The sequence below is a fragment of the Corynebacterium sp. 122RC1 genome (genome assembly GCF_024580955.1).
GTDB lineage: Bacteria > Actinomycetota > Actinomycetes > Mycobacteriales > Mycobacteriaceae > Corynebacterium > Corynebacterium kozikiae.
The window spans coordinates 1-19,614 of sequence record NZ_JANIKD010000026.1; the positions used below are offsets into that span (position 1 = coordinate 1).

The window sequence follows — 19,614 nt, forward strand, 5'->3', positions numbered from 1 at the left end:
TCACAAGCAAGCCACACTTGCCCGGTCAACACCACAACACAAAACCAAAAAAATATAGTACAAAAACAAAAATATTTTAAGTACATTGGCACACTATTGAGTTCTCAAACAACCACCACACACCCCAGCAACCAACCCACAACAAAAAAGGGGAAAGCCGCCAAAAGCAGTGAAAAAGGTTTCGCCAACCGCATGTTTTCCTCCCGCCAACACTTCACCAAACACAAGGGTGAAGGGGCGCTGTCGGTCGCGGCGACTCACATAAAGTTACACACAACCAACCAACAACACAAACTCCCAGGCCACAGGCCTAAAATTGATGAACTTTAGGTGGCTTTTAGCAATTGGTTGCAACAATCAGCGCTCTGAACCCACAACACCTTCTCCACCTGCTCTGCCGCTTCCGGCATTCGCATTCATGCCGAGGAGCTCGTTGAGGCCCACCGCTTGGCTGATGGCTTGGCCCCAGTAACGGAACAATGCAAATAGCAGTAGTGCCATAACAACTGCACCGATACCGATGTGGAGTTTGTTGTCTGTCATTTGAGTAAGCGCAAGCACTCCCGCGGGAAGCAGGATGATCACTGCTACCTGCACCATGTTGTGCGCCACCTGGAGCACCAATTGCCACGGCACACTTAACGCCGCCACCGCGAGGGCGAAACCGTAGAGGGAGAAGAAGGTGCCTGCCATTGGCCACACGCCGATTGTGACTATCAGTGCCACGATTGGGATTGCAGCCACTGCCATTGCTACGGCCTGGCGCAGCCAGAAGACGGGGGGAAGTTTGGCGCTGCGCACGTCGTTTTGCACTGGCGGTTGGACAGCGGCCCCGATTGCAGCGGTGACCAATAGGATCACCAGGACCGTTGCTTGCGGGCTGTTGGAGGGCCGGTATCCGAGGAGGATGCTGACGTTGATGAGCGCCATGAGGATGCTAAGCGAGATCACTTGCATGATCCAGCCTTGGAGGAGCGGGCGTGTGACGATGTCGTATGCGCTCAACTTGCCGCCGCGCGGGGCTTGGCTTCGGATTCGGTGTTGTCTTTGGGCGGTGCGGGAACGAGCAGAAGTGCTTGGCATAGCCGCGGGCGGGCGTTGGTTGAGCCGCCAGATACGCCACGCCACTACAGCGACAGCGAGGACCATGAGAGCGGCGGTTGTGAGGGCATCGCCTTTGGGGAGGTAAATCGCAGCGGCGCCGAGGAAGATCATCAGATAGGTGAACAGAAGAAGCTGTTCGTCGGTGCGGGCGAATTCGGGCCCGTAGTTGTGGCGCGCGTACGTTCCGGGGTTTGTGCGGATGAGCAGCAGGGGAGCGGCCGCTAGGAGGAGCAGGAGCGCGGCTTGGGGCGCATCATATTTGAGTACGGCCGCGTAGAGGCCCACAAAGAGCAGAGCAAGGAACCAGTGGGGGCGAAGCGCGAGTTGTGCGAATCGTTGAAGGGCGGTCATTGTGAGCTCCAAAGATGTGGTCTGCCTGCGGTAATGCATTTCAGTGTAGCTGCGGCCTCGAACCTTTGGGGCCAAGGCGCGCGCAGATCTTGGCGGGTTGCGTACCCGCACGAGGCGGGCTCATAGTGGGCCTACATATATAGCCCCCGGCTTTCACAGACTTTGTCGAGGAGCAGGTGGAGCTCATCGCGGGGGATTTGCAGGCGCATCGCTTCATCGACGAGCGGCGCCAGGTAGCTGGCAGCAAACCCGGACTGACGTCGGCTGGCGATGAGCTCCGTCGCTTCTTCCGTGACGAACATGCCCAGGCCACGGCGCTTTTCCAGGATGCCGGCGTCCACCAGAAGACTGAGCCCTTTGCGGGCGGTGGCTGGGTTGATCGAGTGGAAGTCTGCGAGCTCATTGGTGGATGGGGCGCGAGCGCCAGGGCCGAGCACGCCGTCAATAATGGAATCCTCCACCAACGAGGCCACCTGCCGAAACAGTGGGGCAGCGGTCTCATCCATACAGCCTCCTCAAAGACATCACACAAAACTTCACACCCAAAGCCTCACAGCACTCCAGCTCCCCAGCATGGATGGGCCTTCCAGCATCAAACAGGCCAGGCCCGTGAGGAGCTTTGTGGACTTTTGGGGGTAAGGGTGTTCGTTACTCAACTAATCAACTACACTAGCAGAGGCAGCCCCAACCGCCAAGGGTTTCCAAAAATTGAGACCCAAGGAGGGGCATTGACTAGGGAATACCGAAAAAATATCGACTCTCAGGCCAAAATGGGGCAAAGTGATAAGCAGTGACTTCGGTCAGTTACTGAGAAATTGAGCAAATTAGCAATGATTAACGAACGGAAACTTCAGGAGCCATGCTTGAGCGCACACAAATCTTTGTGGACACCTCCTACTTGTTGGCAAGTTTTTACAATTCTTGGGAAATAGGAGCACGAGCACAGTTAGAAATTGACCTGCCAGAGGTGGTGTCCACCCTCGGGCAGATGGTTCAACAACATCTTCACCAGCCGGTTCATCGCCAGTTTTGGTATGACGGCATTCCAGAATCTGGCCCGCACCGCTATCAGCGTGCCCTGCGCACCTGCGATGGTGTGCAGCTTCGCGCTGGCCAACTTATTGAGTGGGGGGAGCGCCGCACCCAAAAGGCAGTAGATACCCGCCTGGTAGCAGATCTTGTGCTTGCCGGTGTGCGGCGCGATACCACGGACATCGTACTGGTCAGCGGCGATGCCGACATGATTCCGGGTGTCCAGGAAGCCGTGAATCACGGCGTGCGGGTGCACCTCTACGGCTTTGGCTGGGATTCCATGTCTTCAGCCCTGCGCCACGCGTGCGATTCCACCACCATCCTGGACCCTCGCGAGGACTTTGCCGACTGCATGCAGCTCGAAATCCTGGAAGGCCCGCTACCGCCGGTAGTCCACCAGCGCGAGGAGCACGACGAAGACCCAAGCCCAAACTCAAGCCCAGATGCAACTTCTGAGGATGCAGCGGCCGGAGATGGAGCCAGGGAAGGGGAGTTTCACGACGCCCCCAGCACCGCAGATCTCCCGGAGACCCCCTTGGGGGCTGCGGATCAAGGGGAAACCATTGAAGCGGAATTGGTGGAGGCGCACAACGCGGAAACCCCAACTACCAGTCCCTCAGTCAATCCCTCCGTCGCAAAACCTGGAATGTCGGGAGACTCCGGAACGTCCGGAATATCCGGACATTCCGGGCGGCCTGTTCCGGCTCCAGCTTCTACACCAGCACCTGAACCAGAACCTGGGCAAGAAGAGGCGGCGCCTCAATCCGAGACGCAAACCGTGCGGGTGACCTCCAGGGTTGAAGAATCGGTAGAGGTCACGGTCACCAAAACCACCGGTCAATCTGATGAAGCGAAGCAATCTACACCTGCGGGCGCGAGCGCTGCCACTTCACCGGGGAACATGCCGACGCCGGGCAGCGTCGCAAAGGCAACCCCCAACCCTTCCATGATGGCGCCCCGGCGCAAGCTGCGTTCGCGCTATGTGCCGCTGCCAAATGAAGTGTGGTCCTCCGCCGGCTACCAATCACCGTTTGACGTGGGCCAACAGTACGCGATTTGGTGGTACGAGAACGCCGCCACCCCCGAACAACGCGACTCCGCACATCTGCTCTCCGGCGGCGGCCTACCGCCAGAGATCGACAGGCCATTGCTGCAATTCGCCTGCGAGACGCTGCACGAGTACACGCTCACGGAAAGCCAGCGCGTGGCGCTGCGCGACGGATTCCACTCCGGCATCCGCGGCGTCCTCGTGAACAACCAACGCGGCTAGGCATCACAAAGCCCCCAAAACCTGCAGCTAAGAGGTCTTGGGGGTTCTTTTTCGCGCAGCCGGTTAGCCGGTTAGTTCAGGGCTAGTTCTTGGACTGCTCGTTGGAGGTGGAGTCGGCTTCGGCATCCCCGGCGTCCCCGGTATCTCCGGCGGCGTCTTCCAGCGCCTTTTGCGCGGAACCGCCACCTGCGGCGAGCTGGGCGCGGATTTCGTCGAGCTTCGCGGCGGCGCGGGTATCGGTGCTCACGGCCTCGATCTCATGGATGCGCTCTCCCATGGTGTGCTGCATCAGTTCCTGCTGGCCAAACGCGTTGGCGTAGCGGCGCTCGATCTTCTCGCGCACAGCGTCCAGGGTGGGAACGCTCGGGTCAGTCTGCACGCCAGCCATCTGCTCCACCGCCTGGGTGGTGGCTTCCTGCATCTCGGTTTGTTGCACCTGAGTGCGCAGCTCGTCGATTTGCGCAAGCTGCTCAGCGAGCTTCGCCTCAGACTGCTTCACCTGGGACGTTGCCTGTTCAGAAGCGGTAACGGCCTGGGCGTGCAGAGCCTTAGTTTCCTCGATTTGGGTTTCCACGCTCACCAACTGGGTGGCGTAGAGCTCCGCGGCGCCGTTGAACTGCTGCGCCTTCTCTGGAGAATCGGCGGAGTCAGCGGCCTGCAGCGCACTGCGCGCATTCCCCGCCAATTTCTCCTGTTCGGCGAGCAGGCGGTTGAGCTTCATCTCAAGCTGATTGCGGTTGCCAATTACCTGCGCGGCTTGGCGAGCAATCGCCTCGTGCTGCTGCTTGGCCGCCTCAGTAGCTTGGTGGATTTGCACCATTGGGTCGGCGTTTTCGTCGATCTTCTGGTCCAGGGAGGCAGTCAGGTACTTCCAGCCCTTGGAAAATGGGTTAGCCATAGTAATCCTTTAGCTTTTGCACGGTTTGCCCCCAGCATACGGAAAAACCGTGCGCAAACTGAATAAATGCACACGGTTTCTCTCACTGGGGGCACCTTGGGCGGTAGCTAACCGCGCCAAGCACAAGCAGCTTGTGAGACTTAAGCCTCGGCGCTACCGCCGTTAGCCTCGGCTACCTGGCGGCGGACGTCGTCCATGTCCAAGCCCTTGACCTGGGTAATCAGATCTTCAAGGGCAGCCGGAGGGAGGGCGCCCGCCTCGCGGTACACCATGATGCCGTCACGGAACACCATCAGGGTGGGGATGGATTGAATCTGCAGTGCGGCGGAAAGGCCCTCATTGGCCTCGGTGTCCAGCTTTGCAAACACGGCGTCCTGGTGGTTGTCCGACGCCTTCTCAAAGGTCGGGGCGAATGCGCGGCAAGGCCCGCACCAGGATGCCCAAGCGTCTACCAAGACGATGCCGTCTTGCGTCACGGTCTGCTCGAAGGTGTCTTCAGTCACATCAATGGTTGCCATGAAATATCTCCTCTAAAACGGTTGCTAGGTGTAATAGCTGTCTAATGGGTGCCAACAGGCATTCACCCCAGCATATTCCCAAAACCACAATCGCGCCCGCGAGCTTAGGAGAACTTCACCATGACTAAGAACTACCAGGTTTCCGGCATGACCTGCGAACACTGCGCCCAATCCGTCACCGAAGAAATCTCCCAAATCCCCGGCACGCAAGGCGTTGAAGTAGACCTCGCATCCGGCCGGGTCACGGTCACCGGGGAAGATTTTTCCGACGCCGACATCACCGCAGCTGTAGAAGAAGCCGGTTACAGCGTGCTGGCGCCCGAATAGGCACCCTCTTCGCGGCTTAGCGCTATCCGCGCGGCATGTCTTTGAAGCGCGAGAAGTGCAGTTGGTGAGCAACGCGGATGGTGTCAATGGGACCGCCGCGGTGCTTGGCCAAGATGATGTCTGCTTCACCCAAACGCTCTGAGTCCTTGTCTTGGGAGTCCGGGCGGTAGAGCAGCATTACCATGTCCGCATCCTGCTCCAGGGAGCCGGATTCGCGGAGGTCGGCAAGCTGGGGGCGCTTGTCCGTGCGGGATTCGGGGCCACGGTTGAGCTGGGAGATAGCGATCAGTGGCACGTTGAGTTCTTTGGCCAACAGTTTGAGTTGGCGGGAGAACTCGGAGACTTCCTGTTGGCGGGATTCCACTTGGCGCCCGGAGCTCATGAGCTGGAGGTAGTCCACCACGATCATTTGCAAGTCATGTTTTTGCTTGAGCTTGCGCGCCTTGGAGCGGATTTCCATCATGGTGAGATTGGCGGAGTCGTCAATGAAGATGGGGGAGTTTTCAATTTCCACCACCCTGGAAACCAGCTTCTGCCAGCCTTGATCGTTGAGCTTGCCGGAGCGCATCTCTGAAAGCAGCACCTCCGCCTCCGCGGAGAGCAGGCGCATGATGATTTCCGACTTGCTCATTTCCAAGGAGAAGATCACGGAGGCTTTGCCGTGCTTGATGGAGCAGGAGCGCACAAAGTCCAGCGCCAAGGTTGATTTACCCACGCCGGGGCGCGCGGCAACAATGATCATCTGCCCGCCGTGCAGGCCATTGGTGAGGTCATCCAAGTCAGCAAAACCCGTGGGCACGCCCTGCGCGAGGCCACCGGCCTGCGCAATCTGGTCCAGCTCCTCCATGGTTGGCTGCAGGGCGTCGGCAAGCACCGCGTAGTCCTCGCTGGTGTTCTTTTTGGCAATGTTGAACACTTCCTGCTGGGCGCGGTCGATCACCGACTCCACCTCGGCGCCCTCCGAACCTTCGTACCCCAGTTGCACCACGCGGGTGCCGGCGTTCACCAACTGGCGCAGCAAGGCCTTCTCCGCCACGATCTCCGCGTAGTAGCGGGCGTTCGCCGCGGTGGGCACGCCCGAGATGAGGTCGTGGAGGTAGGGCGCACCGCCTGCTCGTTCGAGTTCATTGTTGCGGTCCAAGCGGCCGGCAACAATCACCGAGTCAATCTCTTTGCCGTCAGAGAACAACCCCAGGATGGCGTTGTAGATGAGCTGGTGGGCAGGGCGGTAAAAGTCCTCCGGGCTGAGCAGCTCCACGATCTCCACCACGGTGTTGGAGCTGAGTAGCATCGCACCGAGCACGCCTTGTTCCGCTTTGGTGTCATGCGGCGGTTGGCGGAACTCGCTGGTGGGGAACTCCTGCTTGGCGCGCCCACGCCTGGACCCCCCACCTCCACCAGACGGCGACGCGGGAAGATCCCCGTAATCGGGTGCCGGCGCGTCCGCGTCGGTAGGCGGGACGTAGGCGTCATCAAAGCTCGGCGTGCTCATTGAGTCCTTCCTTGGAGGTTTGCCCAGTCAGTATAGCCTTTTAGGAGGCCTCGCTTTGGGCCTGCGCAAGCTCGATGGCGTCCGCCGCACGGATCAGCGCGAGGTGGCTAAATGCTTGGGGGAAGTTGCCGGCAAGGCGCTGGGAGGCGGGGTCGTATTCCTCGCTGAGCAGGCCCAGCTCGTTGGCGTAGCCCACCAGTTGCTCCATGCGCTGCTTCGCCTCTTCCAGGCGGCCGGAGGCGGCGTACTGCTCGATGAGCCAGAAGGTGCAGATGAGGAAGGGGTATTCGTCGCCGGCGAGGCCGTCCACGCCGTGCTCGGTGCGGTATCTGTACACCAGGCCGTGGTCGTCCATGAGGTCGCGCTCGATCTGCGCCACTGTGCCCAGCATCTTGGGGTCGGTGGCCTCGATGAACCCCGTGTGCGGCAGTTGCAGCAGGGAAGCGTCCACCTCTGTGGAGCCATATGCCTGGGTGAAGCTGCCGAGCTGCTCGTTGAAGCCCTTGTGCAGGATTTCCTCGCGGAGCATGTCACGGTGGTAGCGCCAGGACTCCACATCACCCTCCAGGCCGTGCTGTTCCACGGCGCGGATGCCCTCGTTGAACGCGGCCCACATCATCACGCGCCCGTGGGTGAAGTAGTGGAGATCGCCGCGCATTTCCCAAATGCCATGGTCTTTGCGGTGGATGTTGGCAACGGTGTAGTCCAGCAGGGTGCGCTGCAGGCCCCAGGAGAACTCGTCCTCGGCCAGGCCAGCGTCGCGCAACTTAGCCAGCGCAAGCATCACCTCACCCACCACGTCTGCCTGGTATTGGCTCGCCGCGCCGTTGCCAATGCGCACGGGCCGCGAACCCTCATAGCCCATGAGGTGGCCAAGCTCTTGCTCGGGGAGCTCACGTTCACCGCCAAGACCGTACATAATCTGCAGGTTTTCCGGATCCCCCGCAACGGCGCGCAGGAGCCAGTCCCGCCAGGCGAGGGCGCCGTCGGCAAAGCCATGCCCGGCCATCACTTCCACGGTGAGTGCTGCGTCGCGCAACCAGGTGTAGCGGTAGTCCCAGTTGCGCACGCCGCCGAAGTCCTCCGGCAGACTCGCGGTAGGTGCGGCCACGATGCCGCCGGTGTCCGAGTGCGTGAGCGCCCGCAGCACCAGCAGGGAGCGCGTAACCTGCTGCGCCCATGGGCTAGCCACCTCAAGGTTTGCCAGCCAGTCGCACCAGAAGGCCTCAGTCTCTGCCTCTGCGGCGTTGGCGTCCGCCGGTTGGGGAGTGGGCTGCCAAGAGGGGAACCAAGTGAGCTGCCAATCCAAGCGCTCACCCTTGCGCAGCACAAAGTCACCCACCAAGCGCGGCACCACGGCATTTGGCGCCTGCTCGGGAATTTCCTGCTCGGGCTCCTGGGTGTCATACAACATGGGGCCGCTGAGCAGGAGGCCGTCGGGGCCCGCAGTACACAGCAAGGCTGGTTCGCCGGTGTGCGGAAGGGTGGTTTGGCGGAACCAGGGCAGAGCCCGCGCGTAGTTGAATCGCACGCGCATGTCATGCGACACCACCACCTCGCCCTCCAGGCACTCCACACGGCGCACAAGGTCAGCCTGCACCGTGGACGGCGGCAGAAAATCCGTGACCTTGGCCCTGCCCGAGGGGCTCTCCCAGATGGTCTCCAGGATGAAGGTCTTTGGCCGGTAACGACGCTCCACCACGGCAGCACCACGGATAAACAGCTTCCAGCGGCCGTCGTCCGGCGTGCCCAGGATGGAAGTGAAGATGGCCGGGGAATCAAAACGCGGCAGGCACAGCCAGTCCACGCTGCCGTCTCTGCTCACCAGCGGACCCGTTTGCAGATCCGAAAGCAGCGCGTATTCCTCCAACGGCACCGAGCGATGCCGCGCCGCCTGAACTTGAGCCTGGTTCTGTTGCATTTGGTTTTCCATAGGTTCCTTTTTACATGCACCCCCAGACACGCACGGATTCTCTGGCTAATTTGCTGAGGGGCGGCGGTCAGCGTTCGGCGCGGCTTGGTGAGCGCCTCGGGGGTGGGGGGATCGGCGCGGTACCCCTTAATCTCACATTGAGATTTTGCGAGTTTTCCACAGGGGTTGTGGAAAATGTGTGAGGATCGCTGGTGAAAACTCACAGGGGCTGTGGATAAAGTGCGGGGCGCCTCAAGGAAAGTGCAGTTCAGCGCCTGTTTTCAACTGTGCAATTTGATCGTGAACAGGGCCTGAACTGGGCATTTGACAGCGCGAAAATCGTTGTTCAAGCAGGGAAATTCCACTACCTGCACGTTTGTTTTCCACAGGGCACCCCAAGCGCCAGGAGGGGTGATTTTCAAACGGACATTCCGGCCACAGCGGATCCAGGAGGGGCCATCGCAGGGGCGCGGATCACCCCTTGCGGAGCAACTTCCGACGCCGCCGTCCCCCACAAAAGACCGGTACCCACCAAAGCCAAGCGGCCCCGCACCTCCACGAGGAGGCAGCGGGGCCGCTTGGTTGCTGTTGTCGTTGGGCCCGCCATTTACCGGTGGGCCGTCGTTTCTGTGTGCCGCTTAGGCGGAAACGACCTCAAAGTTTACGGTTGCTGCAACGGTATCGTGCAGCTTCACGTTTGCAGAGTAAGAACCAAGAGCCTTTACCAGGTTCTTCTTCAGCTCAATGTTGCGCTTGTCCAGAGATGGGCCGCCAGCGTTCTTGACTGCTGCTGCAAGGTCATCGGCGGAAACGGAGCCGAAGATCTTGCCCTTCTCAGAGGTGCGCACGGCGATGGAAACACCTTCCAGTGCCTCGAGCTGTGCCTTAACTTCCTTCGCGTGGTCCAGGTCGCGGATTGCGCGAGCTTCCTGTGCACGCTTGATGCCCTCGATCTGCTTCTCTGCGCCGCGGGTGGCGACGATGGCCAGGCCGCGAGGAAGCAGGAGGTTACGTCCGTAGCCGTCCTTGACCTCAACGATGTCGCCTGCGACACCGAGGTTGTCAACGTCGGCGGTGAGGATCAGCTTCATGATCCCTGCCTTTCGTGGTGTGGTACCGGGGACGGAGTTCATGCCCCGGCAAAGAATGAAAAGTGATTGCTTCTACTGCAGTTGCGGTTGTGGGTGTGATCAGAACGGAGGTTCCTCATCAGCGCCACTGAACCCGCCTGCTGGGGGAGCGCTGTTCCACGGATCATTTGCAGGTGCCTGCTGGCCTGCGCCGCCACCAAAACCGGAACCGGAATTGGAATTAGGGGCGCTGCCACCGAAGCCACCCTGCGAACCACCAAAGCCACCCTGGGGCCCACCCTGGGCGCCGCCGCCAAAGCCGCCCTGCTGCTGACCGCCGCCGAAGCCGCCCTCACGGGCGTTGCGGTTCACCGTTGCGGATGCGTAGCGCAGGGATGGGCCGACCTCTTCGACCTCAATCTCCATAACGCTGCGCTTTTCACCTTCACGGGTTTCATAGCTACGCTGGCGCAAGCGACCGGTCACGATGACGCGCATGCCCTTAGTGAGGGATTCCGCGACGTTCTCGGCTGCCTGACGCCAAATGTTGCATTGCAGGAACATTGCTTCGCCGTCAACCCACTGGTTCGTCTGAGAGTCAAAACGCCTTGGGGTTGAGGCAATGCGGAAGTTGGCAACTGCTGCACCACTTGGGGTGAAGCGGAGTTCTGGGTCAGCAACAACGTTGCCTACCACAGTGATGTTCACATCTCCTTGTGCCATGGTGTGCCTTTCTGGGCTGGTGCGAAGTTTCGCGGTGATTCAATCCGGGGAATCGGCAATACCTTGTGCGGTATTACTTGTCGTCGCGCAGAACCTTGGTACGCAGAACGCCGTCGTTCAGGTTCAACACGCGGTCGAGCTCGAGAACGGTTGCGGACTCGCAGTTGAGGTTCACTACAGCGTAGATGCCCTCTTCCTTCTTGTTGATTGGGTATGCGAGCTGGCGCTTGCCCCAAATATCAACCTTTTCCACGGTGCCGTTTTCCTTGCGGACAATTTCCAGGAACTTGTCCAGGGACGGGGCAACGGTGCGTTCATCCTGGGAAGGATCCAGAATGATCATAACTTCGTAGTGACGCACGGACCTCATCACCTCCTATGGTCTTGTAATGATTTCGTATTCGGCCATACCCCTGCTGGATATGGCAGGAGGATCGTTGCGTCAGCAACCGTTCCAAGATACCCCATCGCCTGCGAAAAGTCGATTCCCCCGCCAACGCAAAAGAATTACAGCGGTGTGATTCCGGCTGCGTTCCGACGCCCCCGATTTGCCTTAAGCCGCAACGAACACCGCAAGCACGGTTGGGATGACCGTGACGGTGATGAGCGCACCGATCCCCAGACCCCATGTGAGCCCGGCCGGTTTGCCGTAGCTGAAGCTGGCAAAGGCGCCCGCGATCATGAGGAAACCCACGGCCACGGACGCCATTACTACGATCATTACGCTAGACACATCTGAAGATTCTAGCGGCTCACTGGTTCCAGAACTGCACTCGAGCTTTTCCCGAGCCATTTCCGGTTGTGGTTTTTGCGTTGGTCGATAGCCCAAGGTAGATAGCTCGTGACGTTGGTCGATAGGGCGGGCCTTTTTTAGAAAATTTGGGTGATATCGACTTCTAGCTATCGACCAACGCTCCAGCCCCACCCCCGCCGAGAGCAAGCCTGAAGAAAGAGTACCGCTACCCAATCGGCACTGTGACCCCCGGCAGGATCTCAATGTATTCGGGTTCTGGCGCTACCGGCACCAAGGGTGCCTCAACCGCCGGTGCGGCAGGGACCTCTGGGACTACTTCCGCCGGCGCGTTTTGGTCCGTGGCGGTGTCGCCGGAAGTGTCCCCGCTATTGCTGCGCCCTGAGCCGCTCCACGGCGACCAGGATGGCGTGTATTGGTAGTTGCTGGACTGGTAACCGAGGGGCTCAGCCGGGGTGAAGGTTTGGAATTCCTGGCCTTCCAGGGAAGCGTCCAGGATGGATTTCCACAGGGTGGCGGGCAGACCAGCACCGTACATAGAGCCGCCCCAGGAGTTCAGCAACGCGGTGTTGTCACTGGTGCCCGCCCACACTGCAGTTGCCAGCTGTGGGGTAGCTCCAACCATCCAGGCGTCACGGTTCAGGCCGGTTTCACCGAGCTGCACCGTACCGGTCTTCGATGCGGAGACGCGGCCACCGGCCAAAGTATTGCCACCGGACCAGGCGGCGATTGGCATCATGGCGTCGATGGTGTTGGCGGCCACGTTCACGGAGACCCGGCGCTCGCCCTCGCTTGGCTGGTGCTCGTAGAGGGTTTCGCCCGAGGCAGTTTGCACGCGCTCCACAAAGTAGGTTTCATGCCACACGCCGTCGTTGGCAAGGGTTGCCACCGCGTGAGCCATGTCGATTGGGCGGGAGTTGTACTGGCCCAACACAATGCCCTCGTATGGCTGCGCGCCGCCTTCCGTCAACGTCTGCTCCTCACCGGGGATGGAGCGTGCAATGCCCAGTGCATGTGCCATATCCGCGGTGTCCTGGGTGCCGTTTTCCAGGTCTTCCTGCACGCGCAAGAAGGTGGGGTTGTAGGACTTCATGAGGGCTTCCTTCATGCTGCACGTGCCACAGGAGGCGCCATTGTCGCTTTCCACGTACTCGCCGTTGGAGAGCTGGAAGGGCTCTGAGGAGTAGTACGCGGAGGTTGGGATGCCCTGCTGGAGGGCGGCTGCCACGGCGAAGATCTTGAAGGTGGAGCCGGTGGGGATGCCGGCATTGGCGTAGTCATAGCCCGCTGCGTCCGCGCCACCGTAGTAGCCGCGCACCGCGCCGGTGTTGGGGTCCACGGTCACGGCTGCTACGCGCACGTTTTCCTGCTGCTGCGGCATCTGTGCGTCTACGGCATTCACGGTGGCATTTTGCACCTTGGTGTCAATGGTGGTGGTGATGCGCAGGCCAAGGGTCTGCAAATCTTCTTCTGTAATGCCAAGGCTGCCGAGCTCCGCGATCACCTGGTTCTTAATCAGGCCGTTAGGCCCGGTGGCCTCGGTGTACGCACTGTAGAGGGTTGGGTCTTGGACATCCGGGTAGACCTGGGCTGCGCGCTCCTCCTCCGTTAGGGCACCGATGGAGACCATGCCGTCGAGCACATAGTTCCAGCGGTCCTCAGCCTCGGCGCGGTTGGTCCAGGGGTCCAACTGGGAGGGGCGCTGGATGGATGCAGCCAACACAGCGGATTGTGCGGCATTGAGCTCGCTGGCCCCGATGCCAAAGTAGGCGCGGGCAGCGGCGTCAATGCCATATGCGTTACGGCCAAAGTAGATGGTGTTGAGGTAAGACTCCAGCACGGTGTCTTTATCCCACTCATTGGCCATCTTCACGGAGTACACCAGCTCCTTGGCTTTCCGCATGTAGCTGTAGTCATTACCCACCAGCATGTTCTTCACATATTGCTGGGTGATGGTGGAGCCACCACCGGCGGAGGTGTTGCCGGTGATCTGGCCAAGTGCCGCGCGGGCAAAGCCGGTGAAGGAGAAACCGTTGTTTTCATAAAACTCGCGGTCCTCCGCGGCAAGCACCGCATTGCGGGTTACCTCCGGCACCGTTTCCAACGGCACTTCCACACGGTTGCCCTCGGCAGGAACCACGCGGGCGAGCTCCGTGGTGCCGTCTGAAGCGAAGATCTGAGAGACCTGCTTGGACACGAGTTCCCCAGGGCGGGGCACGTCCACCACGATGTAGGCCACCATGAACGCCACCAGAGGTGCAGCGATCACTGCGGCAAGGGTGCCCCAAATGGTGGGCTTGACCCAGCTTTTCTCACCTCCTGCCTTCTTCAACCTGCGCGCCCCACCGCTTCTGGTGGTGCCTTTGGCCGAAGATGCAGAGGTGCTGTTGGTGGAGTGTTCGGCGGAGTGGTCTGCCACGGTGTTTGTTCCTCACGCTGCATACAATGAAGTGGCCTGCGCAAACGCTGCTGGTGTGGCAGGCGCGGCGCGGCCGTAGGTGTGTATCTACTTTACCTCATTATTTAGGCTTTTCATCAGGGCCTACGCTGCGGGCTACCAAGATGTGATTCCACCGGCACGCTGGGCAAACTTCCACCGTGTGCACCTCAAAGTGCGCGCCCGCATCCGCCATGCGCAGAATCTCCTCATGGGTGCGCGCAGTGTTGGAGGCGCGCCCCAGTTCCTCCCCGTGGACCCAGAGCACTTCCTTGAGTTCATCCGAGGCGCACACAGGGCAAGTTCTTCCCGCCTGCGTGCCATGGAACTGCGCGGCTGTGGAAAGGAGAAATGAGGCGTCGCAAAGCTCCTCTTGCCTGCGGGTGCCTGCCTTGAGTCCGCGTAGCGCCTGGGCACGTTGGAGCATGTGGGAGACTGGGGTGGAAAATGTTGCCATCACCGCGAGTGTAATCGGAACTCCAACAGTCTCGCGGTTGGGCGGGAGTGGCAATTTTTAGTAACTCACCTCTGCTCTTGCTTATAGTGGTAGGCATGAGTATCACTCCCCAGCAGCAGGAAAAACAGCAGGAAAAACAACCCTCTCAGGCTGCGTTGGACTTGGCGCGGGCAATCCGCCCCGCAATGACTCGCCTTTACGTGCTGTATTTCCGCCTGGCGGAGCAGTCTGATCTCACCGGGCCGCAGCTTAGCTTGCTTTCTCGCATGGAGAGCCAGGGTGCCACCCGCATTAATCAGCTCGCTGCCGCTGAGGGAATCCGCATGCCTACCGCATCGAATTTGCTGCACAACTTGGAGGAGCGGGGTTTAGTGGAGCGCGTGCGTGACCCGAAGGATCGCCGTGGCGTCCAGGTTCGGGTGACTCAGAAGGGCTCCGAGGAGCTGGAGCGGGTAGGGGAGGAGCGCATCTACTACCTGGCGCAACTCTTGGACGCCATGCCAGAGGAGTTCGCGGATGACCTGCCGCGGATCACCCAAGCGATCCAGGCATTGGGCGATGCCTACGCCGAGGGCTTGGAGTAGCACTGTTCATGAGTGAAAAGCCGCTTCGACTCCTCGTTGCGTGGAGCCCAACGGCACCCGGCCCCGAGGCCCTGGAATGTGCAGCGTGGCTGGCACGCACCGCTGACGTGCGCGTTCGCTGCATCACCACCTTATTGCGCCCCTGGCCATCCACCTCCATTGCCAAGTTGGGCAATAAATACAAAAAGTGGATCAAAAAGGAGCAGGCCGCCTACGAGCAAGCCGCAACTCGCGCGCTCGAGGAAGCAGGCATTGGCTCGGGGGCACGGGACAAGAAGGTTGCGGTGCTTTCCGACGGCACCAATGAGGCAGCAATGCTCAGCGAGGCCGCAGCCGAATTTGGTGCAGACATGATCATCATGGGGGCCGCCGCCACCGCACCGAAAGGCAAATTTATGGCGGGCACAACTGCCGACGCCATGCTGCACGGATCACCACGCCCCCTCGCCCTCGCGCCGCGCGCCCCAAGGCTCTCAAAACGCGGTGTGACCAGGGTGAATTTTGCCTACATTGGCCAGGAGACTGACCCCGCTGCGCTGCTGCGTGCCGCCCAGTTGGCTACCCGGTGGAAGGTGGGTTTGCGCATCCTTGCAATTTCGCCAAATGGATTTGGCGTACCCCCGATTTCGGATAGTTTGAAGCTCCCAGTGGACTTCACGCATGAGTGGCGGGAAAATGCACTAGCGGCCCTTGATCGTGCACGCGATGAAGTGGCAAAGGCCTTCCCCGAACTTGGGTTGGAAACAGACCTCGGCTCCGGCACGGGGTGGGCGGGCGCACTTGATGCCGTCCGGTGGAAGAAAGGGGACCTTTTGTGTTTAGGTTCCGCGCCACTGGGCGCCTTTGAGCGCGTATTCGTGGGTTCCCAAACCACGGAAATTCTCAAGCACGTCCAAGTACCAGTGCTGATGATTCCCAACGGGGGCCAAGGCCGCTGACAAGGGCTTTCCCGCACGTGGGCTTGCCTGGCTCAATCTACGCAGACAGACCCATGAATGGAGGACCCATGGAGGAACCCCGCATTGCAGTAGTGACTGGCGCCAGCGGAGGCGTTGGTTTGGCAACCACGCAATTGCTCGCCGCGGTGGGCTACACCGTGTACGCCCAGTACCGCACGGAACCTGCTGAGGTGCCGTTGGGTGAGGTGAATTGGTGGCAGGCAGACCTCACGGAGGAGAACTTCGCATACCCGTCGGACCTTGGCCATGTTGATGTGCTAGTGCACTGCGCAGGCATGTGTGAGCTCGGCGCCACCGCAGACATTGACCCGCAGGCGTGGCGCGATCACTTTGAGCTCAACGTGGTTGCCCCCGCAACGCTCACCAATGCGCTGCTTCCAGCTCTGCGCGCGGCCCAGGGCATGGTGATTTATGTGAACTCCGGTGCGGGGCAGCGCACCCACGCCGGTTGGGGCGCGTACTCAGCCAGCAAGTTTGCCGCCCGTGCTTGGGCGGATGCGCTGCGCCAGGAGGAGAAGGATCTACGGGTGAGCAGCATCTACCCAGGACGTATTGCCACCGCAATGCAGGAGGAGATTCGTAAGCAGGAGGGTGGGGAGTATGATCCAAGCCAGTACCTGCGTGCTGAGACGGTGGCGAGCCACATTCTTGGCATTATTTCTACGGCTTCAGATGCGGTGGTTGAGGATCTCTCCATCCGCCCGAACGCCTAACGTTCAAGGAGGGCACATGGCGCTTGGCCGCTCGCACAGCGAACACCCCGAAAATGATTTGCGTGCAGACGCCGACTCCGCCAACCTCCCCCGCCCGGTTCCGCGGGACTTCGACGAGCTCGCCGACGCCCCCGACCCCCTCGAGGAGGCACGCCGCAACCAGGCCTCAACCCGACAGGCAATCTGGTGGGCTGCCGGCACGATCCTTGGCACCTTTGTGGTGGCGTTCCTGTTGGCCATCCCGGCGCGCCTTGCAGGTGGTGAGCTGTGCGAGGCCGGAACCGCCACCTGGATCTGTTCCCGCGCAGCGGAAATCTGGTGGCCACTTGCCACCTCTGTTGTTCCCGTCGGTGGCGTGATCGGCTGCGCAATCATGCTGTACCGCAAGTACATCAACTACACCCGGTGGCGGCCTTGGATGGGCGCCTTCTGGATTCTGGTGCCTTGGTCCATGCTTTGGATGACCACTGTTGGGCAGATGCTCATTGTGGGGCACTAAAGGGGAGGGGTGGCATTAAGGGGGAGTTCCTAGCGCCCCAAGCCCCTTTCCCGAGTTTTCTTTTCACGTTTACCTGTTTGCCACCTGCGCTTCGTAGCCTGCGGAAGTCCGTCTTTTCAATTACTTTTCACGAAAGTTCTCAAGAGGATTTCCATGCGCTCCACATTGCTTCGCAGCACTGTTGTTGCTGCTTGTGCCATTGCAGTTCCCCTTTCCGCCGTTGTGTCCGCAGCCCCCAGCGCCGCACAAACCACCGCCTCTACCGTGGTGATCAACGAGGTGGAGTCCAACGGCGATCCAGTGGGTGACTGGGTTGAGCTGGCCAACACCAACCTCAATGAGTCCATCGACGTATCCGGCTGGACCATTGTGGATAACGACCCCAAGCACACCCCACTGGCACTGCCTGAGGGTTCGGTGATTGAGTCCGGCGGTTTTCTGGCCTTCTACACGGACGTTGAGGGCGGCTTCGGCCTCGGCGGCAACGATTCCGTGACGTTGCGTGATGCCGCAGGCAACATCGTGGACACTATCGCTTGGACACAGCACGCCGCCACCTCGCTGGGCCGGATCCCGGACATGACCGGTGACTTCACCGTGACCCCAGCCCCCACCCGCGGCCTGCGTAACAGCAGCGCACAGGTGGCAGAGCCACTGGTCACAGTGCCGTTCAACCCCGCTGGTTTGGAGTTCGCCCCGGCGAAGTTTGGCACAGAAGCAGACGCCACCGCGTTTCGCGGCGAGGATTTCTCCGGCGTGGATTTTGATGCCAACGGCCGCGCATGGGTGGTGAACAATGACAAGGGTGAGCTTTACGCCCTGGACTACGCGGACGGCACGTACAGCATTGCCGGCTCCTGGCAGTTGCGCTACCCAGACGGCACCGGTGAGCCGGACGCAGAGGGTGTGGCCGTGACCGATGAGGGCATCTACGTTGCCACGGAGCGCGACAACACTCACAAGAGCATTTCCAGGCCTTCGGTGTTGCGTTTCGACGTCCCAAGCGCCAGCGCCTCCGAGGCAGCAGGGGAGCTGCGGGCCACACAGGAATGGAACTTGGCTGAGTTCACCGGCGCCATCGGCGCCAACGGTGGCCTGGAGGCAATTGAGTTCATCCCCGAACTTCACCAGTTTGCGGTGGGAATTGAATCCACGGGCGAGGTTCTGTTTGTGACCCTGCCCCTGGAAGGCCCAGCCGAGCTGGTGGACCGCCACACCACCCCAATGGGCACGGTTGCTTCGATGGATTACGCCGCCCCCAACTTGCGGGTGGCCTGCGACGATGCCTGCGAGGGCATCTCCCAAATTCTCACCCTGGAAGGCACCACCTTCATCCCCGGTCATCTGCAAGCCCGCCCGGAGGGTACGGACAACTTGGCCACTGAGGGCTTTGCCTCCTTCCAGGGCCACTACCTGTTCACCGACGACGGCGCCACCCTAGGCACCGGCCTCCTCGCGGCGGGCGCCCCGTTCCCGACCTCGGTTGTTGAAGAGGACAACAAGGCAGACGATCAGCCACAGCGCAAGGCAGGCTTTGGATGGCTGCTTGCCCTGATCCTGGCTATCGGCGCCTACTTTGCCAACCTGCTGCCAGCATTCGGGTCTGTATTCGGTTCCCGCTAGCAGCTCGAAGCACCCTCAAGAGAGCAAACGCCCTCCAGCGAGCAAGCACAACTACCCCATTACGTTGTTAGCAGTTCCACCCCAGGGCACCGAAGATACATAGCCTGTCCACCCGATTGGGCGGGCTATGTTTATGTCCGTTCCCGCCATCCGAAAGGACAGTGGAACTAGTCGCTGGCTTCGGTATGGCTTATTCCTGTCCCTGTCTGAAAATGATCCGGGGGGTGATGTCGCCGAAGACAGTGACATACTCAAACTGCTAATAGGAACCTGACCCGGCCCAGGCGGCATGAGGTCTCACAGTAATGTGGATGCCAGCGCAAGTATGTCCGACAACCCCAGCGATGAAACTTCAATAACCCAACTTCTAAATCATCGCTAGGAGGCACACACCCATGGCCTATGACTTCGTCATTGGCATGGACGTCGGCAAATACTTCCACCACGCCTGCGTCCTCGATCCCCAGGGCAGTCAAGTCCTGTCCAAACGCATCAACCAGCATGAAGGCTCGCTACGCAAGCTCTTCGGCCAATTCCTCGCCGACAACGCCTCGGTCCTTGTCGTTGTCGATCAACCCAACAACATCGGCCGGCTGACCGTCGCAGTCGCCCAGGCAATGGGCGCTGAGGTTCGCTACCTCCCCGGACTTGCGATGCGGCAGCTCTCTCGCGTCCACGTTGGCAACTCCAAGACCGATGTGCGCGACGCCTACGTCATTGCCCATGCCGGTCTTAACCTCCCGGATGCCCTGCGCGGCGTCGACCGTGTTGAGGAAGTCTTTATCCAGCTAAAAGTCCTCAACGGTATCGACGAAGACCTCGCGAGGGCCTACACACGTCTGATTAACCAGATGCGATCTGCGCTCGTGGGAACCCATCCTGCATTCGAACATG

20 protein-coding genes and 2 pseudogenes are annotated in these 19,614 nt (G+C 60.5%); 10 read left to right on the plus strand and 12 right to left on the minus strand.

All coding sequences use genetic code 11. The features are described from left to right. The coding region (locus tag NQ050_RS10100; RefSeq protein ID WP_257039206.1) for a hypothetical protein at positions 1–330 on the plus strand (330 nt) is incomplete at its 5' end. 27 nt (positions 331–357) lie between these two features. Here NQ050_RS10100 and NQ050_RS10105 read toward each other — a convergent pair. Together NQ050_RS10105 and NQ050_RS10110 are read right to left on the minus strand one after the other, a co-directional pair. Next, complete coding sequence (locus NQ050_RS10105; protein WP_257039207.1) at positions 358–1,455, minus strand: hypothetical protein; 1,098 nt, start codon at positions 1,453–1,455, stop codon at positions 358–360. 131 nt (positions 1,456–1,586) lie between these two features. Then, positions 1,587–1,961: a GntR family transcriptional regulator gene (locus NQ050_RS10110; protein ID WP_257039208.1), complete on the minus strand. Its 375-nt coding sequence runs from the start codon at positions 1,959–1,961 to the stop codon at positions 1,587–1,589. 353 nt (positions 1,962–2,314) lie between these two features. Here NQ050_RS10110 and NQ050_RS11280 point away from each other — a divergent pair. Together NQ050_RS11280 and NQ050_RS11285 are read left to right on the plus strand one after the other, a co-directional pair. Next, a pseudogene (locus tag NQ050_RS11280) lies at positions 2,315–2,885 on the plus strand (NYN domain-containing protein); the annotation flags it as partial. Positions 2,886–3,265: 380 nt separating this feature from the next. Continuing rightward, positions 3,266–3,757: pseudogene (locus NQ050_RS11285) on the plus strand (NYN domain-containing protein); the annotation flags it as partial. Positions 3,758–3,839: 82 nt separating this feature from the next. On the opposite strand, the gene NQ050_RS10120 reads toward NQ050_RS11285, so the two are convergent. Beyond that, a complete protein-coding gene (locus NQ050_RS10120; RefSeq protein WP_257039210.1) occupies positions 3,840–4,655 on the minus strand; it encodes a PspA/IM30 family protein in 816 nt (271 codons plus the stop codon). Positions 4,656–4,795: 140 nt separating this feature from the next. Beyond that, positions 4,796–5,173: a thioredoxin gene (gene trxA / locus NQ050_RS10125; protein WP_257039211.1), complete on the minus strand. Its 378-nt coding sequence runs from the start codon at positions 5,171–5,173 to the stop codon at positions 4,796–4,798. Between the two features lie 120 nt (positions 5,174–5,293). Here trxA and NQ050_RS10130 point away from each other — a divergent pair, with 120 nt between their 5' ends. Beyond that, the gene (locus NQ050_RS10130; RefSeq protein WP_257039212.1) at positions 5,294–5,500 is read left to right on the plus strand and encodes a heavy-metal-associated domain-containing protein; all 207 of its coding nucleotides are present in this window, start codon (positions 5,294–5,296) and stop codon (positions 5,498–5,500) included. Between the two features lie 22 nt (positions 5,501–5,522). Here the strand turns inward: NQ050_RS10130 and dnaB are convergent, their stop codons facing one another. The 8 genes from dnaB to NQ050_RS10170 form a co-directional block, all read right to left on the minus strand. After that, entirely contained in the window at positions 5,523–6,992 is a 1,470-nt protein-coding gene (gene dnaB / locus NQ050_RS10135) for a replicative DNA helicase (protein ID WP_257039213.1), read from the minus strand. 40 nt (positions 6,993–7,032) lie between these two features. Continuing rightward, the gene (locus NQ050_RS10140; RefSeq protein ID WP_257039214.1) at positions 7,033–8,925 is read right to left on the minus strand and encodes a glycoside hydrolase family 15 protein; all 1,893 of its coding nucleotides are present in this window, start codon (positions 8,923–8,925) and stop codon (positions 7,033–7,035) included. A gap of 617 nt (positions 8,926–9,542) precedes the next feature. Next, positions 9,543–9,995: a 50S ribosomal protein L9 gene (gene rplI, locus NQ050_RS10145; RefSeq protein ID WP_257039215.1), complete on the minus strand. Its 453-nt coding sequence runs from the start codon at positions 9,993–9,995 to the stop codon at positions 9,543–9,545. 99 nt (positions 9,996–10,094) lie between these two features. Then, entirely contained in the window at positions 10,095–10,697 is a 603-nt protein-coding gene (locus NQ050_RS10150; protein ID WP_257039216.1) for a single-stranded DNA-binding protein, read from the minus strand. A 73-nt stretch (positions 10,698–10,770) separates the two neighbouring features. Further along, a complete protein-coding gene (rpsF, locus tag NQ050_RS10155) occupies positions 10,771–11,058 on the minus strand; it encodes a 30S ribosomal protein S6 (protein WP_257039218.1) in 288 nt (95 codons plus the stop codon). 192 nt (positions 11,059–11,250) lie between these two features. Continuing rightward, entirely contained in the window at positions 11,251–11,430 is a 180-nt protein-coding gene (locus NQ050_RS10160) for a hypothetical protein (protein ID WP_257039230.1), read from the minus strand. 226 nt (positions 11,431–11,656) lie between these two features. Continuing rightward, complete coding sequence (locus NQ050_RS10165; protein ID WP_257039227.1) at positions 11,657–13,780, minus strand: transglycosylase domain-containing protein; 2,124 nt, start codon at positions 13,778–13,780, stop codon at positions 11,657–11,659. Between the two features lie 187 nt (positions 13,781–13,967). Continuing rightward, complete coding sequence (locus NQ050_RS10170; protein ID WP_257039219.1) at positions 13,968–14,342, minus strand: DUF5318 domain-containing protein; 375 nt, start codon at positions 14,340–14,342, stop codon at positions 13,968–13,970. A 95-nt stretch (positions 14,343–14,437) separates the two neighbouring features. Here NQ050_RS10170 and NQ050_RS10175 point away from each other — a divergent pair, with 95 nt between their 5' ends. The 6 genes from NQ050_RS10175 to NQ050_RS10200 all read left to right on the plus strand — a co-directional run. Then, on the plus strand, positions 14,438–14,926 hold the full coding sequence (locus NQ050_RS10175; RefSeq protein ID WP_373456452.1) for a MarR family winged helix-turn-helix transcriptional regulator: 489 nt from the start codon (positions 14,438–14,440) through the stop codon (positions 14,924–14,926). 8 nt (positions 14,927–14,934) lie between these two features. After that, entirely contained in the window at positions 14,935–15,864 is a 930-nt protein-coding gene (locus NQ050_RS10180) for a universal stress protein (protein WP_257039220.1), read from the plus strand. A gap of 68 nt (positions 15,865–15,932) precedes the next feature. Beyond that, positions 15,933–16,598, plus strand: a complete 666-nt coding sequence (locus tag NQ050_RS10185; RefSeq protein ID WP_257039222.1) for an SDR family oxidoreductase — start codon at positions 15,933–15,935, stop codon at positions 16,596–16,598. A gap of 16 nt (positions 16,599–16,614) precedes the next feature. After that, positions 16,615–17,097 carry a hypothetical protein gene (locus tag NQ050_RS10190; protein WP_257039223.1) on the plus strand — a complete coding sequence of 161 codons (483 nt, stop codon included), beginning with the start codon at positions 16,615–16,617 and terminating at the stop codon, positions 17,095–17,097. A gap of 153 nt (positions 17,098–17,250) precedes the next feature. Continuing rightward, on the plus strand, positions 17,251–18,720 hold the full coding sequence (locus tag NQ050_RS10195) for a lamin tail domain-containing protein (protein ID WP_257039224.1): 1,470 nt from the start codon (positions 17,251–17,253) through the stop codon (positions 18,718–18,720). 395 nt (positions 18,721–19,115) lie between these two features. Continuing rightward, on the plus strand, positions 19,116–19,614 hold a 499-nt coding region (locus tag NQ050_RS10200; protein WP_257039226.1), incomplete at its 3' end, for an IS110 family transposase.